Source organism: Thalassotalea agarivorans (assembly GCF_030295955.1).
Lineage (GTDB): Bacteria > Pseudomonadota > Gammaproteobacteria > Enterobacterales > Alteromonadaceae > Thalassotalea_D > Thalassotalea_D agarivorans.
The window spans coordinates 774372-790274 of sequence record NZ_AP027363.1; the positions used below are offsets into that span (position 1 = coordinate 774372).

Genomic DNA, 15903 nt, shown 5'->3' on the forward strand with positions numbered 1-15903 from the left:
CCGAAGCCCGAAGCCCGAAGCCCGAAGCCCGAAGCCCGAAGCCCGAAGCCCGAAGCCCGAAGCCCGAAGCCCGAAGCCCGAAGCCCGAAGCCCGAAGCCCGAAGCCCGAAGCCCAGAAGAGAATTAATATGACCATACTGTCGATGATTGTTGCCCACGCTGATAATCGTATTATTGGTAAAGACAACGATATGCCATGGCATTTACCCGCCGATTTGGCCTATTTTAAGAAAACAACGTTAGGTAAGCCTGTGGTAATGGGACGTAAGACATATGAGTCGATAGGTCGCCCTTTACCAGGTCGCCAAAACATTGTGATCACGCGCGATCCTAATTACGCGGTTGATGGTGTTACCGTGGTTAATTCAATCGATCAAGCGTTGCAACAGGCCGGTGATGTAGAAGAGATTATGGTGATAGGTGGTGGTGCAATTTACGCACATTGCTTACCGAGCGCAGATAAACTTTATGTTACCCATATAGAAGCGACTATTGAAGGGGATACACAATTTCCAGCCTATGATACAGCGCAGCAATGGCAGTTGATTGAAGAAACACCGTTTACTGCTGACGAAAAGAATGCTTACAATTTAAGATTTTGTGTTTATCAGCGCAGTTAGTATGGCGCGCACAAACTTTACAAAAGCCCGAGATAAAATCGGGCTTTTTTAATTGTAAAAAAAATGTAGCGATATAAGATGGTTGCTCCCACATCAAAAGGACGAAATAAATGAAAATAAAAGGGGCGATTATCTTTTCAATCGCGAGCATTTTTTCTCATCTCAGTCATGCACAGCAATCTCCAGTCGAAGCGTGCCACATTGAGGGTATCAAGGCTAAAGTCCAATGTGGCAGCCTTACGGTTCCGCAAGACTACGCACAAAAAGATGGTGAGACACTCGAAATAAATTTTGCGGTGTTACCGGCGATCGACAATAGTCAATATAACGAGCCATTAATGTTTCTAGCAGGTGGTCCAGGGCAAGCCGCTGCTGAATTATCACCAATGATTAATCGTGTTTTTTATGATATCCGTAAAACGCGCGATATTATCTTAGTGGATCAACGTGGCACAGGTAGGTCTTCACCGCTAGCTTGTTTAGAAAATATCGAACTTGACCCTTATATCCTCATTCCTGAAAATCTAACGACCACTGAAATTCAACAATGTCTTGATGCCCTGCCGTCTGATTTAAGTCATTACACCTCGGAAAATGCTATTCGAGATTTTGACGCAGTACGCGCCGCATTAGGCCATGAAAAAGTGCACATTTATGGTGGCTCTTATGGCACCCGCGCCGCATTGGTTTATATGAGGCTATTTCCCGAGTCACTGCAAACGGTAACGCTCGACAGTGTAGGGCCTGTTGAAGTACCTATTGGTTTATTTGGTCAAAGTGCATCACGTTCATTTGATTTGCTACTTAAACACTGTAAAGAAGATGCCGCCTGTAATAACGCTTTTCCTAACCTAAGGGGCGACTTTGATGCCGTTGTTGCAGCACTTAAAGAAAGCCCGATTGAAGTGACGATTCCGCATCCAACACTGGGCACACCTACGCGTTTTGTGATCAGTAAATCTCGCTTAATTAGTACGGTGAGACTGCAACTATATTCAACTCGTGGCAGATATATGGTGCCGCTAATTATTAGCCAAGCAGCACAGGGCAATTACTTGCCTTTAGCAGGCCTTGTTGCTCAGTCGGCTGAAGGGTTAGGCATGTATGTCGGTTTAACCTTTAACATAGTGTGCAGTGAAGATTTGCCTAGAGTCACAGAGCAAATGAAGACAACTGATGCTGATAACACCTTTGGTCAAGATGATAGCCACTCCGCGTTTAACGTTGCTTGTTCAGTTTGGCCGAAATATCAGGTGGATGAGGCATTTTATGAACCAGTCACTGCAAACATTCCAACGCTTATTTTATCTGGAAATTTAGACCCAGTAACACCTCCGTCTAATGGCGATTTTCCAGCAAAGACTTTGCCAAACAATAAACATATCGTGCTTGAACATGCATCTCATACGGTTGCAATGAGCACTTGTGCGTCAGATTTAGTCGCCCAGTTTGTTAAAGAGCAAGATCCTAAAGCACTTGATGAAAGTTGTTTAGCGCTCATCGAAAAACCTAGCTTCATGACTAGCTTAAACAGTGATTTATAAGGAATAAAAATGATCGAAGTAAACAATTTACACAAATCGTTTAAATCATTGAAAGCTCTCGATGGTTTGTCGTTTACCGCAAAAGACGGTGAAATCACGGGCCTTTTAGGCCCAAATGGCGCAGGTAAAACAACGTGTTTGCGCACTATTTATGGATTGTTAAAGGCCGACCAAGGCATTACCACCGTGGACGGTATTGATGTCGCCAAGCAGCCGTTAGACGTGCGCAAGCGTTTGGGAATTTTTCCTGATAAATTCGGCTTATTTGAACGCTTAACTGCATATGAACAGATTGATTATTTTGCCAGTATTCAAGGCTTATCTGGTAAAACAAAAAAAGAAGCGATTGAGCGCGTGATTGCTGATTTAGAAATGGAAGAACTTGCGCACAGAAAAACACAAGGCTTCTCACAAGGGCAGCGCATGAAGGTAACATTAGCACAGGCGCTTGTGCACAAACCGCAAAATTTTGTGTTAGATGAACCAACGCGAGGCCTCGATGTGATGAGTACGCGCGTATTAAGAAACTACCTTTCTAAGTTTAAAGAACATGGCCATTGCATTTTGTTTTCCTCTCATGTGATGCAAGAAGTTGCAGCATTGTGTGATCGCGTGATCATCGTTGCCAACGGCAAACTTGCGGCGCAAGGAACACCGGAAGAATTGTGTAAACTTGCTGGCGAAACACATTTAGAAGAAGCGTTTGTGAAAATTATTGGTTCAGATGAGGGGATAGCAGCATGATGCAATTTAACGCGTTACTGTTTAAAGAGCTAAAAGAAGCCTTTCGAGACAAAAGAGCACTTGCTGCGGCCTTGATGCTGGCGTTAATGGCGCCTGTGATGATTTTTGCCATCTCAAAAATGGCGATAAAGGAAGCTGTTGAAAAGCCTGATATCTTTATTAATGTTACGGGCGCCGAGTATGCACCAAAGCTGATTGAAGCAATGGCGAAAGAAAATATTTTGTTGCTTAGTGATGTGCCACAAGATAAACAAACTTTGTGGCAAGAACGTGATGTAAGATTAACGATTCCTGAGTCTTTTGCTGAAGATATGGTCGCAGGTAAACAAATTAAAATGACTTTATCTGCTGACTATAGCGACAATGCATTGCGCTCGCCTCTGCGCCGAATAAAAAATACCATTAATGGCTATTCTCGCAATATAGGTTATCGTCGCATGATGGTGCGCGGTATTGACGTGAAGTTGATGCAACCAATCAATTTGATTGAGTTTGATGAAGCGGTGCCAAGTTCCAATGCGATGTTTATCTCAATGTTGTTAGGCATCTATTTGCTTATGGCTGCTTTCATGTCGGGCCTGAGTGTCGCTATTGACTCAAGTGCCGGAGAAAGAGAGCGCAATGTGTTAGAGGTGATTTTATGTCAACCAGTGAAAACTCTAAACATCGTATTGGCCAAACTAAGCTGTGCCAGTTTAATTGCGGTCATCGGTGTAGTACTTACGTTGGTGCTCACTAGTGTTGCGGTGAGTTTTATCGACTTAACCACCATTGGCGCAACCTTTACACTTGACGGTTATACCATTGCTGTATTGGTCGCTTTGTTGTTGCCAATTTGTTTGTTTGCTAGCGCCTTACAGTTATTTTTTGCATTTCAAGCAAAAAGCTTTAAAGAAGCGCAATCAACAGTCTCTATGATCATTATTCTACCGGCCCTAATACCGGCTGCCTTAACCTTTATTCAAGACAAGCCAAAATGGTTGGAATGGGCACCAATATCGGGACAATATTTATTGATGGAAGATCTGTTTAAGGCTGTACCGATTAATATGGAAATGCTCTTTTTTACAGGGGTTGTTACCCTAGTTATGACGGTGGTACTCGTACAAACGATGGCGAAAAAGCTCACCTCAGAAAAAACAGTTTTGGCATTGAGTTAATCTACAAAGCAATGTTTTAAATAAAGGCGGACAATCCGCCTTTATTTTTGTTTACGCGCCTATAAATTGAATTAAATTTCATATTTGTTTTATTTTATTGTTTATAATTCTATCTTGTTGGATTTTTACTGTCTTTTGTGCGAAACTGCTTGAGTGAGTCGTGTATTTTCCTAGTCGGTTTATGTAAAAATAAGCTAAGGGATAACACAATTGTCGTATACAAATAGCGCCTATTGAGGCAAAATAGCGCGCAGAAATTTTATTCGATTTACACTACCTAAATTTAAAGTCTAAAGCCTGTCTTTAGCCACCAATTTTGAGGAATTACCATGTTGAAACGCGATATGAATATTGCTGATTACGATGCTGAACTTTTTGCAGCAATGGAAAAAGAAGTTGCCCGCCAAGAAGCGCACGTAGAGCTTATTGCGTCTGAAAACTATTGTAGCCCACGCGTGCTAGAAGCGCAGGGTTCACAGTTAACAAACAAATATGCTGAAGGTTACCCTGGAAAGCGTTATTACGGCGGTTGTGAGTATGTAGATGTTGCAGAGCAACTTGCAATTGAACGCGCGAAAGAATTGTTCGGCGCTGAATATGCAAACGTACAACCACATGCTGGTTCACAAGCTAATGCCGCAGTTTTTCAAGCATTAGTTACACCAGGTGCAAAAGTACTTGGTATGAGCTTAGCGCACGGTGGTCACTTAACGCATGGTTCACATGTTAACTTTTCAGGTAAATTGTACGAAGCAATTCAATATGGTCTTCACCCTGAAACAGGTGAAATCGACTACGACGAAGTAGAGCGTTTAGCACAAGAGCACAAGCCAGAAATGATTATCGGTGGCTTTTCAGCCTACTCTGGTATCGTTGACTGGGCACGTATGCGTAAAATCGCAGACAGTGTTGGTGCGTACTTCATGGTTGATATGGCTCACGTTGCCGGTCTTATTGCTGCTGGCTTGTATCCAAATCCAGTACCACACGCTCATGTTGTTACAACAACAACACACAAAACACTAGCTGGCCCTCGTGGTGGTTTGATTGTGTCTGCATGTGGTGATGAGGACATCTACAAGAAATTAAATTCAGCTGTATTCCCAGGTGGTCAAGGCGGCCCATTGATGCACGTTATTGCAGCAAAAGCTGTTGCGTTTAAAGAAGCATTGGCACCAGAGTTTAAAACTTACCAGCAAAACGTTTTAGACAATGCAAAAGCGATGGTTGCTGTACTGCAAGAGCGTGGTTATAAAGTCGTATCTAACGGTACTGACAATCACTTACTATTGCTAGACCTTATCGACAAAGATATTACAGGTAAAGATGCAGACGCTGCACTAGGTAGAGCGCACATTACTGTAAACAAAAACTCGGTACCTAACGATCCTCGTTCTCCTTTTGTAACGTCTGGTCTGCGTTTAGGTACACCAGCGATCACTCGCCGTGGTTTTGGTCTTGAAGAAACTAAAGCATTAACCGGTTGGATTTGTGACATTTTAGATGACATCGAAAATGAAGCTGTTATCGAAGAAGTAAAAGCGAAAGTGACAGAACTTTGTTCTCGCTTCCCTGTTTACGCATAAGATAAAGATATTTATCAAATTTTAGTTTAAAATGGCCGCAAATTAGCGGCCATTTTTCTATCTGGATTATCTATGTATTGTCCTTTTTGCACAGCAAACGACACTAAAGTTATCGACTCTCGATTAGTCTCTGACGGGCATCAAGTGCGTCGTCGCCGAGAATGCAATGAATGCCATGAAAGATTCACCACCTTTGAATCTGCTGAATTAGTGATGCCGCGCATCATCAAAAGAGATGGTTCTCGTGAACCCTTCAATGAAGAAAAAATGCGTTCTGGCTTGCTTCGTGCGTTAGAAAAGCGTCCCGTCAGCTTAGAAGAAACCGAATTAGCGGTGAACAAGGTACAGTCTCAATTGCGAGCCACGGGTGAGCGGGAAGTATCTAGCGAAATGTTGGGTAACTTGATTATGGAGCAACTTAAAGCATTGGATAAGGTTGCCTACATTCGATTTGCCTCAGTGTATCGCTCTTTTGAAGATATCAAAGAGTTTGGCGAAGAAATCGCAAAATTAGGTGAATAATCGTGCGTGAATATAGCTCACAAGACTACCATTATATGACGCGAGCAATTGCCCTAGCTAAGCGAGGTCTTTATACCACGTCGCCTAATCCCAGAGTGGGCTGTGTCATCGTGAATAATGGCGAAGTTGTGGGTGAAGGTTATCACCGCAAAGCAGGAGAAGGTCACGCCGAAGTTAATGCGCTTGCACAGGCTAAAGCACTTGCAAAAGGTGCAACTGTGTATGTCACGCTTGAACCTTGCAGCCATTATGGGCGCACTCCACCCTGTGCCAAAGCATTGATTGATGCGCAGGTATCTAAAGTAATATGTGCCATGGTTGATCCAAACCCAACCGTTGCAGGTAATGGTATTGCGATGTTAAAAACCGCGGGCATAGCCTGCAGCGCAGGGTTATTAGGCGATGAAGCGAAAGCGCTTAACCCTGGCTTTATTACTTTGATGGAGCAAAAACGCCCGTACGTTCGCTGCAAGTTAGCGGCGAGTCTTGATGGTAAAACCGCCATGGCTTCTGGTGAAAGTCAGTGGATTACATCAGAAAATAGTCGCCAAGATGTTCAGCGATTACGTGCTCAAAGTTGCGCGATTATTACAGGTGCAGATTCGGTTATCACCGATAATGCGCGAATGTCCGTAAGAAAGGAGCAATTAGCCGATAACGACTATCCTTTGCCTGAGATTCGCCAGCCAATTCGTATCGTCATTGATTCTCAGCAAAGGCTTACGCCTGATTTGGCAATATTTAGTGACAAAGCACCAGTCTTGGTTTTCACCAAAGGGCCGGTAAATAAGGTACAATGGCCTGATTTTGTCGAGCACATAGAATGCCCGACGGTAGAGAGCCAAAGTGGGCACAAAATTGATTTGGCTTTTGTTCTCGATACGCTCGCAGCTAGAGGGTTGAATGACATATTGATAGAAGCGGGCGCAACACTCTGTGGCGCTTTTATCGAGCGGCACTTAGTCGATGAATTAGTGCTATATCAAGCACCTATGTTATTGGGTAATGAAGCAAAAAGTTTGGTTAATATGCCGAGTGTGACTACACTTGCGCAAGCAAGCAAACTTACCTTTAAAGATGTTAGGCAAGTTGGCAACGATTTACGTTTAACCCTTTCAATAGAAAAGTAGAAGTATGTTTACAGGAATAATTGAGTCTGTTGGTGAAGTTACCCAAATCAGCCCACAAGCTGATGGCGCTCGCGTTACCATCGCTGTTAATCAATTGGATATGTCCGATGTAAAACTCGGTGACTCAATCGCGAGCAACGGCGTGTGTTTAACCGTGGTTGCGTTTGACAAAAAGAGCTTTAGCGCAGATATATCGGCAGAAACACTATCCCGTACTAACTGGCAACATTACAACATTGGCCAGCGAATTAATTTAGAAAAAGCCATGTTACCAACCACCCGTTTTGGTGGGCATATGGTGTCGGGGCATGTTGATACGGTTGCTAAAATTCAAGCGATTGAACATACGGGCAACAGCAGTCAATACTGGATTGAGATGGGCGCAGACATTGCACCTTTTATCGCTGAAAAAGGCAGTGTCACTATCGATGGTGTTAGTTTAACAGTCAACAGCGTAGAATCTGCACAATTTAGACTGACTATCGTGCCACATACTGCAGCTGAAACCATCATTAGTCATTACAAGACGGGCGACACCGTCAATTTAGAGATCGATGTGATTGCTCGCTACACACATCGTCTTTTGCAATTTGCTGGCAAAGATATGCCACAACAACACAATAGTATTACTGAAGCAACGCTAGCGAAAGCGGGCTTCATTCGTTAATTTGAGGTAACTATGCAATTAAATACGCCACAAGAACTCATTGAAGACATTGCCGCAGGCAAGATGGTCATCTTAATGGATGATGAAGATCGTGAAAATGAAGGCGATTTTATTATGGCGGCAGAGTTGGTTACGCCTGAGGCAATCAACTTTATGGCGACACATGGGCGCGGACTTATTTGTATGCCTATGACGATAGACCGTTGTAAGCAACTTGATTTGCCTTTGATGGTAGATAAGAATGACGCCCAATTTACCACTAACTTTACGGTTTCAATAGAGGCGGCCGAAGGCGTTACTACGGGCATTTCAGCAGCAGATAGAGCAACAACTGTGTTAGCTGCGGTGGCAAAAAACGCTAACAAACACTCGGTTGTACAGCCAGGTCATATTTTTCCATTAATGGCGAAAGACGGTGGTGTGTTAAACCGTGCAGGGCATACAGAAGCGGGTGTTGATTTAGCGAGATTAGCAGGGCTTGAACCTGCCGCAGTTATTGTCGAAATTCTTAATGAAGATGGCACCATGGCGCGACGTCCAGACTTGGAAGTTATCGCGAAAAAGCATGGCATCAAAATGGGTACAATCGCGGATTTGATCGAACACCGTAATGCTACAGAAACAACAATTGAGCGAATTTCTCAGTGTAAGCTACCAACCGCTTATGGTGATTTTGATTTAACGGTATTTAAGGACACTATCGATGGTATGGCGCACTTTGCTTTAACCAAAGGTGAAGTAAATCCAGAGACTCCGGTCCTCGTGCGTGTGCACTTAGAAAACACATTTAGAGATCTGCTGCATAGTCACCGTGAAAGCGTTAATAAATGGCCAATTTCTGATGCACTTCAGCGCATTGGTGAAGAGGGCGGAGTACTTGTGCTATTGGGTAAACATGAGTCGCCGCTTGAGTTAATCGCGCAAGTAGAGAAATACGCTAAGCTTGACGCAGGTGAAACAGTAAAAGAAGTTAAGCGCCATGTTGGCTCGCGCAACGTAGGTGTTGGTTCACAAATTCTTTCGAATTTGGGCGTTGGTAAAATGCGCTTGCTAAGCTCACAAACTAAATATCATTCGTTGTCTGGATTTGGCCTTGAAGTTGTCGAATACATAAACGAATAAAAAAAGGCGCCAACGGCGCCTTTTTTGTTTTCAATTTGATAAGCATCAAATCGTTATCCAATAAAGGCCTTAATCTTGGCCAATATTCCTTTACCATCCGTACCAAGTTCGTGATGAATTTCAGCTTGCGTACCGTGTTTGATAAATTCATCAGGTAAGCCAATGTGAAGCAAAGCGCCATCATATTTTTGGCTCGCTAAGAATTCACCCACGGCTGAACCCGCGCCACCAGCAATAGCATTGTCTTCCACTGTTACTATGGTGTTGTACTGTGTAGCAAAGGTCGCTAACAATGCTTCGTCCAGCGGCTTAACAAATCGCATATCAACCAAGGTTGCATCTAGTGCATCTGCTGCCTCGCTAGCGGCAGAAAGCATAGTGCCAAAGCTAAGTATGGCGACGTCTTTACCTGTTCTAATAACGTTGGCTTTACCCACTTCAATAGTTTCGTTGATTGCTGGTAAATCTATACCTTCACCGTTGCCTCTTGGGTATCGCACTGCTGCCGGCTGATTTAACCTATGGCCAGTGGTCAACATTAGCTGACATTCGCGTTCATTAGCGGGTGTCATGATAACCAGGTTTGGAATACAGCGCATATAACTTAAATCAAACGCACCTTGGTGTGTTGGTCCATCAGCACCAACAATGCCGGCGCGGTCGATTGCAAACAATACCGGTAGATTTTGAATAGCAATATCATGGATAAGCTGATCATAACCTCGTTGCAAGAAACTTGAGTAGATAGCGACAACGGTATTGTGTCCACCGATCGCTAAGCCAGCTGCGAAGGTGACAGCATGCTGCTCAGCAATGGCAACGTCAAAATATTTATCTGGAAAGCGCTTGCTAAACTCCACCATACCAGAGCCTTCACGCATCGCAGGCGTAATAGCCGCTAATTGTTCATCTTGTTCAGCGGTTTTACATAACCAGTCGCCAAATACGGCTGAATAGGTCGGTACACTAGGTGCTGATTTAGGCAGGGTAGTTTCGCTTGGATCAAATTTTGGTACCGCATGGTACTTGATTGGATCTTGCTCTGCTTGTTCGTACCCTTTTCCTTTTTTAGTCACCACATGCAGTATTTGCGGACCTTTAAGGTTACGCATATTGCGGATAGTGTCGACTAAACCATTGACGTCGTGACCGTCGATTGGGCCGATATAATTAAAACCTAGCTCTTCAAAAAAGGTGCTAGGTACAACCATACCTTTTAAGTGCTCTTCGGCACGAGACGCAAATTCTTTGATTGGCGGAATCGTTTTAAGAATGGCCTTACTGCCTTCTCTAAAACCGTGAAACAAGCTACCAGAAAGCATCTTGGCAAAGTGATTGTTTAGTGCACCGACATTTTCTGAAATCGACATTTCATTGTCGTTGAGAACAACCAACATATCTTTTTTAATATCACCAGCATGATTTAGCGCTTCAAATGCCATACCTGCTGTCATTGCACCATCGCCAATAACAGCAACCACTTTACGATCTTTCGCTTCTTTTTCGGCTGCCACAGCTAAACCTAAAGCAGCTGATATTGAAGTACTTGAGTGACCAACGCTAAGCACGTCGTATTCACTTTCTTCACGCCAAGGGAACGGGTGTAAGCCTTCTTTTTGACGGATAGTATGTAATTGATCTCTGCGGCCCGTTAAAATTTTGTGCGGGTAGGCTTGATGGCCAACATCCCATATTAGTTGGTCAAATGGTGTGTTATACACATAGTGCAAGGCTACTGTTAGTTCAATAGTCCCTAGGCCAGATGCAAAATGGCCACTACTTTTACTGACAGAATCAAGTAGATACTGGCGCAGCTCATTACTTGCTTGCTCCAACTTGTCTTGCGACAACGCGCGCAAATCATCTGGGCTGTCAATATTGGCAATCAGCGGGTAATCCGCAAGATTAATTGTCATATAAACCTTAATAAATTCTCTTGTTTAGCTCACACGTTTGACGATAAACGTGGCAAAGTCTGCTAAATTTTGCGTATTGTAAGGCAAACTGTCTAATGCTTGAAGTGCTTCACTGTATAACTGGTCAGCTTTTTCTTTTGATTTTTGTAAACCAAGTAATGCAGGATAGGTACTTTTGTTTGCAGCAACGTCGGATCCAGCAGGTTTTCCTAATTCTTCATCGGTAGATGTAACATCGATTATATCGTCTTGCACTTGGTAAGCTAGTCCAATTAAATGGGCAAAGCGTTCGCAAGTATTGTATGCGCTCGCTTCAACTTTAGTACATTTTAAAGCCATTAACATGGAAGCCTTAAGCAACGCTCCTGTTTTTAACGCATGGATATGTTCTAACTGCTCTAACGATATACGGCTATTGGTTGCGCTAAGATCCATCGCTTGACCACCACACATACCTTGATAGCCAGAAGCTTTTGCTAGCATACTGATTAACTGAACTTGTTCGGCGCTTGTAACGGCTTTAAATGGATGGTTAGCCAGTAAGTCAAAGGCCAGAGTTTGCAGTGCATCACCTGCTAGAATTGCGGTGGCTTCATCAAAAGCAATGTGACAGGTAGGTTTGCCTCGGCGTAAATCATCATCATCCATCGCCGGTAAGTCGTCATGGATAAGTGAATAGGCGTGTATGCACTCTATTGCCGCTGCAATCGCGTCGATATCTTCTAAGTTTGCGCCAAAAACTTCACCCGTTGTATACGCTAAAAATGGACGCATACGCTTTCCGCCAATGAGCAAGGCATATTCCATAGCTTCGAGTAGCTTTTTGTCGGTAATAGCTAGGTTGCTAATCGCCTGTTGTAGAAATTGGTTGCTTCTTTGTTGATAGGTCGCAAGATTAGCGAGTGTCTTCACTATTGATCGTCCTGCGTTAACTCAAAATCTTGTAAAGGTGCGTCTTGATGCTTGTCCATCAGCACTTTTATCTTTTGTTCGGCTTGCTGCAACGTTTGTTGGGTTGTTTTGCTTAGCGCCAGTCCTTGCTCAAAAAGTGCCATCGCCTGCTCAAGCGGCAGGTCGCCTTTTTCTAGTTGTTGCACTATGTTTTCTAAGGAAGATAATGCCGTTTCAAACGACATATTTTCATCTTTTTTAGTTGTCATTTTGGTTATTTGTCCGCTGATCGTGTCGCGATGATCGGTTAAGTTGTTATTGAGTGTTACTAATGGGGCAACAATTTACCACATTTTAACCGCATTAGTGTATAATCCGCGCGAATTTAATACAGAGTAGAGACCCAATGAAGTTTATTGTTAAATTGCAGGCAGAAATTACGATTAAAAGTCGTCCGGTTCGTAAACGTTTTACTAAGATATTGGAATCCAATATCAAGAACGTTTTGCGCCGCGTAGACCCGCAAGTTAAAACAGCAATGCATTGGGATTCAATCGAAGTAAATACGGCAGACGAATCGGCAGAGAATCGTACTAAATTAATTGAAACACTCAAGTGCATTCCAGGTATTCCACAGTTTATTGAAGTTAAGCAGTCTACTTTTACAGACCTCGACGATGTGTTTAAACAAACGTTAGCGGTACACGCAAAAACAATTGAAAATAAGAGTTTTTGTGTACGTATAAAACGTAGTGGCGATCATGATTTTAACTCTATCAAAGCTGAGCAATATGTTGGTGGCGGGCTAAATCAATCGGTTGAAAGTGCGCGTGTTAAATTGAAAAATCCAGACGTGACGATTCGCTTGGAAATCAAAAAAGACAAACTATTCATCATCACCGAGCTACATAAAGGCTTAGGTGGTTTTCCTATTGCAACACAAGAAGATGTGTTGTCACTAATGTCTGGTGGTTTTGATTCAGGTGTGTCTAGCTATCAAATGATTCGCAAGGGTGCTCGCACTCACTTTTGTTTCTTTAATTTGGGTGGCAGCGCGCATGAAGTGGGCGTAAAAGAAGTAAGCTACTATCTTTGGGATAAGTTTGGCGCGTCACATCGAGTGAAGTTTTATGCTGTTGACTTTGAACCTGTCGTTGCCGAGATTTTAGAGAAAGTTGAAAATGGCCAAATGGGCGTTGTGCTTAAACGCATGATGTTTAGAGCAGCTAGTAAGATTGCTGAAAAAGCTGGCATTCAGTCATTAGTAACAGGTGAAAGTCTAGGTCAGGTATCTAGCCAAACGTTAACTAACTTAAACGTGATTGATCGCGTTACTGAAACTTTAGTGTTACGTCCACTTACCGCGTATGACAAACAAGAAATCATTGATATTGCGCGCGATATTGGCACGGAAGATTTTGCTAAAACTATTCCTGAATACTGCGGCGTGATTTCTAAAAAGCCGACAGTTAAGGCGATATTGTCTAAAGTTGAGTCAGAAGAAGATAACTTTGATTTTGGCATTTTAGACAAGGTTGTTGAAGATGTACGCATCTTTGATATTCGCGATATTGGACAAGAATCTGAAAAAGAAGTCGCCGCTGTAGATACAGTTGAAAGCTTTACCGCAGATGATGTTGTGCTAGACATTCGTAGCCCAGAAGAGGAAGACGAAAATCCGCTCGACTTAGAAGGTGTTGAAGTTAAGCATATTCCATTTTACAAGTTAGCGACTCAGTTCGGCGATCTTGCGCAAGACAAAAATTATTTACTTTATTGCGACCGTGGCGTAATGAGCAAACTTCAGGCCTTATATTTGCACGATAGTGGTTTTAAAAATGTGAAGGTCTATCGTCCGTAGTGAGGTATTAAAGAAGCTACGGGCTTCGAGCTAAGTGAAAAAGATACTCTGATCTTTGAGATCCCGCATCAGCGTGCGGGATGACGATTTTTACAAGTGCGGGATGACGTTTTACTCGTTCCTTTTTCTATGAAGTGAAGCAATCATATAAGGAACGAAACCCCGTGAATTCACATCACGGGATGAGGCTTTTTACTATGGATGAAAGTTAAGCGTTTTCTTTTGCTTTTACTTGCGCAACAAGTGATTCGTTTAGTTTGACGCTCACTTTCTTACCTTTTGCTAGCGCAACGATAGCACCGTTTATTTCGTCTATTTCGCTTTTTCTACCGGCTAACAAATCTGCGCGCATAGATGAGGTATTGCTTGCTGTCGCATTTGCCGTGGCGATAGCTTGTGCTTCTAACATGCTCGCATCAAGTGCAATACCTTGTGTTTTCGCAACAGCAACAACTTCGGCAATTATTGTCGAAATATCTTCTTTGTATTGTTCGTCACAAAGCGCACCATTGTCGACATCATGTATCGCCGTTAGTGGATTGATAACGCAATTTATCGCAAGTTTAGACCACTGTTGTGTTTTTATATCATCGTGCCAAGTAACTGTGGGCAACGCCTGATTTAACACGCTGGTGATCAGTTTTTCATGTGCAACGCTGCCGGTATCTTTTAACCAACCCAGCATTGAACGACCTTCACCCGTATGTTCTATATGATGCGTGGTATGCTTTTTACAGCCATGCGTGGTGAGTAACAACATCGAAGGGATGTTGTCATAGGTCGGTGGGTAATATACCTCTTCGTCCAACAAACCATTGTGGGTATAGATAACCACGCAGTTTTTGTTGATATAACGATGCAGTTGCAACATGGCATCATTTACTTGATAACTTTTAACCGCAACGATAACAATATTGGCATTGCGAAAATCTTTAGGCACACAGTCTTTTAGTATGTAACGACTGTTACTGCCACTGGTTTCAGTGAGCTGTAAGATGGGATCTAAACTAAAGCCTTCAGTTGACGCTTTTAAGGTAATTTGATGATTTAAACGGGATAACTTGCCATACCATAGCAGGCCCATTGCTCCCTGCCCGACAACAACGATATTCACAGCTTTCTCCTTTTCGGTGATAACAAAGCAAAAAGAAAAATATAACTACAAATGCCAAATATATTGGCAATAACATCGCGCACCTCTCCGTTTCTAAAGCCTAAATAATATTGACTAAGCTCGGTAAGTGCTGCGTAACATATTAAACAAATAACTAACGTAGTGAGCGGAATACGGGTGAAGTAGTGGCACACGGCAGTAAGTACAAGAAAACCAACAAAGTGGCCAACGGTATCAAGTGCTTTAAATGTTTCTGCTGGTACGTCTAATGCCCAAGCAAAAACTATGAGCGCGATAACCAGTAAGATATTGCCTTTAAGAAGTAAACTTTGATTTTGTTTTTTCGCCGCAAACATTCGTATTCGTGCGTTAATTATTGTATTTTAGTGCGCAGTTTATCATTAAAAAGAAAAATGTTTAGCCCTTGTGCGAAATTTTTCTTATTTACATAAAAATTAGTAAGAGAGTTAACTATGCCATCGTTTGATATTGTTTCAGAAACCGATATGGAAGAAGTGCGCAATGCAACAGAAAACGCGACACGCGATTTAGCAACGCGTTGGGATTTCAAAAACGTTGAAGCAAACTTTGAATGGAATAAGCCGAATGTAAAAATTTCGTCAGAAAGCGATTATCAATTGACGCAATTAGTAGACATCTTAAGAAACAACTTAACGCGCCGTAAAGTCGACCCACAAGCGATGGATGTTGGCGAGCCGCAAGCATCAGGTAAAAATTGGTGGGTAAGTGTTGCGTTTAAAGAAGGCATTGAGCAACCGGTTGCGAAAAAAATCGTCAAGCTAATTAAAGATTCAAAGTTAAAAGTGCAAGCGGCTATCCAAGGTGATAGTGTGCGTGTCACGGGTAAAAAACGCGATGATTTGCAAGCCGTGATGCAATTGGTGCGAGAAGCTGAGCTAGGGCAAAGCTTTCAATTTAATAATTTCAGAGACTAGCGTCTTACATAGGCTGTAATCCCTTTTTTACAGAATTAGTAGCACTTGCTGTGCAAAGCGGGTGTTTTTA

General features: G+C 42.8%; 16 protein-coding genes. 11 read left to right on the plus strand and 5 right to left on the minus strand.

Going from position 1 to position 15903, the window contains the following annotated elements; genetic code table 11:
* Window positions 1–128: 128 nt before the first annotated feature.
* The 9 genes from folA (at window position 129) to ribBA (ending at window position 9095) form a co-directional block, all read left to right on the plus strand.
* On the plus strand, window positions 129–620 hold the full coding sequence (gene folA / locus QUD85_RS03585) for a type 3 dihydrofolate reductase (RefSeq protein ID WP_093327824.1): 492 nt from the start codon (window positions 129–131) through the stop codon (window positions 618–620).
* Window positions 621–730: 110 nt separating this feature from the next.
* Window positions 731–2164, plus strand: a complete 1434-nt coding sequence (locus tag QUD85_RS03590; protein WP_093327822.1) for an alpha/beta fold hydrolase — start codon at window positions 731–733, stop codon at window positions 2162–2164.
* 9 nt (window positions 2165–2173) lie between these two features.
* Window positions 2174–2908, plus strand: a complete 735-nt coding sequence (locus tag QUD85_RS03595) for an ABC transporter ATP-binding protein (protein ID WP_093327821.1) — start codon at window positions 2174–2176, stop codon at window positions 2906–2908.
* Entirely contained in the window at window positions 2905–4068 is a 1164-nt protein-coding gene (locus tag QUD85_RS03600; RefSeq protein WP_093327820.1) for an ABC transporter permease, read from the plus strand. Before QUD85_RS03595 ends, QUD85_RS03600 begins: the two co-directional genes overlap by 4 nt.
* 329 nt (window positions 4069–4397) lie before the next feature.
* Window positions 4398–5654 carry a serine hydroxymethyltransferase gene (gene glyA, locus QUD85_RS03605; RefSeq protein ID WP_093327818.1) on the plus strand — a complete coding sequence of 419 codons (1257 nt, stop codon included), beginning with the start codon at window positions 4398–4400 and terminating at the stop codon, window positions 5652–5654.
* 72 nt (window positions 5655–5726) lie between these two features.
* Window positions 5727–6176 (plus strand): transcriptional regulator NrdR, encoded by a 450-nt coding sequence (gene nrdR / locus QUD85_RS03610; protein ID WP_093327817.1) that lies wholly within the window; start codon window positions 5727–5729, stop codon window positions 6174–6176.
* Window positions 6177–6178: 2 nt separating this feature from the next.
* On the plus strand, window positions 6179–7306 hold the full coding sequence (gene ribD, locus QUD85_RS03615) for a bifunctional diaminohydroxyphosphoribosylaminopyrimidine deaminase/5-amino-6-(5-phosphoribosylamino)uracil reductase RibD (protein ID WP_093327816.1): 1128 nt from the start codon (window positions 6179–6181) through the stop codon (window positions 7304–7306).
* Between the two features lie 4 nt (window positions 7307–7310).
* Window positions 7311–7973 (plus strand): riboflavin synthase, encoded by a 663-nt coding sequence (locus QUD85_RS03620; protein ID WP_093327814.1) that lies wholly within the window; start codon window positions 7311–7313, stop codon window positions 7971–7973.
* Between the two features lie 12 nt (window positions 7974–7985).
* Window positions 7986–9095 carry a bifunctional 3,4-dihydroxy-2-butanone-4-phosphate synthase/GTP cyclohydrolase II gene (ribBA, locus tag QUD85_RS03625; RefSeq protein WP_093327813.1) on the plus strand — a complete coding sequence of 370 codons (1110 nt, stop codon included), beginning with the start codon at window positions 7986–7988 and terminating at the stop codon, window positions 9093–9095.
* A 53-nt stretch (window positions 9096–9148) separates the two neighbouring features.
* On the opposite strand, the gene dxs is transcribed toward ribBA, so the two are convergent.
* The 3 genes from dxs to xseB are packed head-to-tail and all read right to left on the minus strand — an operon-like array spanning window position 9149 to window position 12171.
* Window positions 9149–11011 carry a 1-deoxy-D-xylulose-5-phosphate synthase gene (gene dxs / locus QUD85_RS03630; RefSeq protein ID WP_093327811.1) on the minus strand — a complete coding sequence of 621 codons (1863 nt, stop codon included), beginning with the start codon at window positions 11009–11011 and terminating at the stop codon, window positions 9149–9151.
* A 24-nt stretch (window positions 11012–11035) separates the two neighbouring features.
* On the minus strand, window positions 11036–11923 hold the full coding sequence (ispA, locus tag QUD85_RS03635) for a (2E,6E)-farnesyl diphosphate synthase (protein WP_093327810.1): 888 nt from the start codon (window positions 11921–11923) through the stop codon (window positions 11036–11038).
* Complete coding sequence (gene xseB / locus QUD85_RS03640) at window positions 11923–12171, minus strand: exodeoxyribonuclease VII small subunit (RefSeq protein WP_093327808.1); 249 nt, start codon at window positions 12169–12171, stop codon at window positions 11923–11925. The genes ispA and xseB overlap by 1 nt, the downstream gene beginning before the upstream one ends.
* Before the next feature lie 137 nt (window positions 12172–12308).
* On the opposite strand from xseB, the gene thiI reads away from it, so the two are divergent.
* The gene (thiI, locus tag QUD85_RS03645; RefSeq protein WP_093327807.1) at window positions 12309–13763 is read left to right on the plus strand and encodes a tRNA uracil 4-sulfurtransferase ThiI; all 1455 of its coding nucleotides are present in this window, start codon (window positions 12309–12311) and stop codon (window positions 13761–13763) included.
* Window positions 13764–13971: 208 nt separating this feature from the next.
* Here the strand turns inward: thiI and QUD85_RS03650 are convergent, their stop codons facing one another.
* Window positions 13972–14877: a ketopantoate reductase family protein gene (locus QUD85_RS03650; protein ID WP_093327805.1), complete on the minus strand. Its 906-nt coding sequence runs from the start codon at window positions 14875–14877 to the stop codon at window positions 13972–13974.
* Window positions 14874–15233, minus strand: a complete 360-nt coding sequence (locus tag QUD85_RS03655; protein ID WP_093327804.1) for a VanZ family protein — start codon at window positions 15231–15233, stop codon at window positions 14874–14876. The genes QUD85_RS03650 and QUD85_RS03655 overlap by 4 nt, the downstream gene beginning before the upstream one ends.
* Before the next feature lie 117 nt (window positions 15234–15350).
* Between QUD85_RS03655 and QUD85_RS03660 the strand changes: the two genes are divergently transcribed.
* Window positions 15351–15833: a YajQ family cyclic di-GMP-binding protein gene (locus QUD85_RS03660; RefSeq protein ID WP_093327803.1), complete on the plus strand. Its 483-nt coding sequence runs from the start codon at window positions 15351–15353 to the stop codon at window positions 15831–15833.
* Window positions 15834–15903 lie beyond the last annotated feature (70 nt).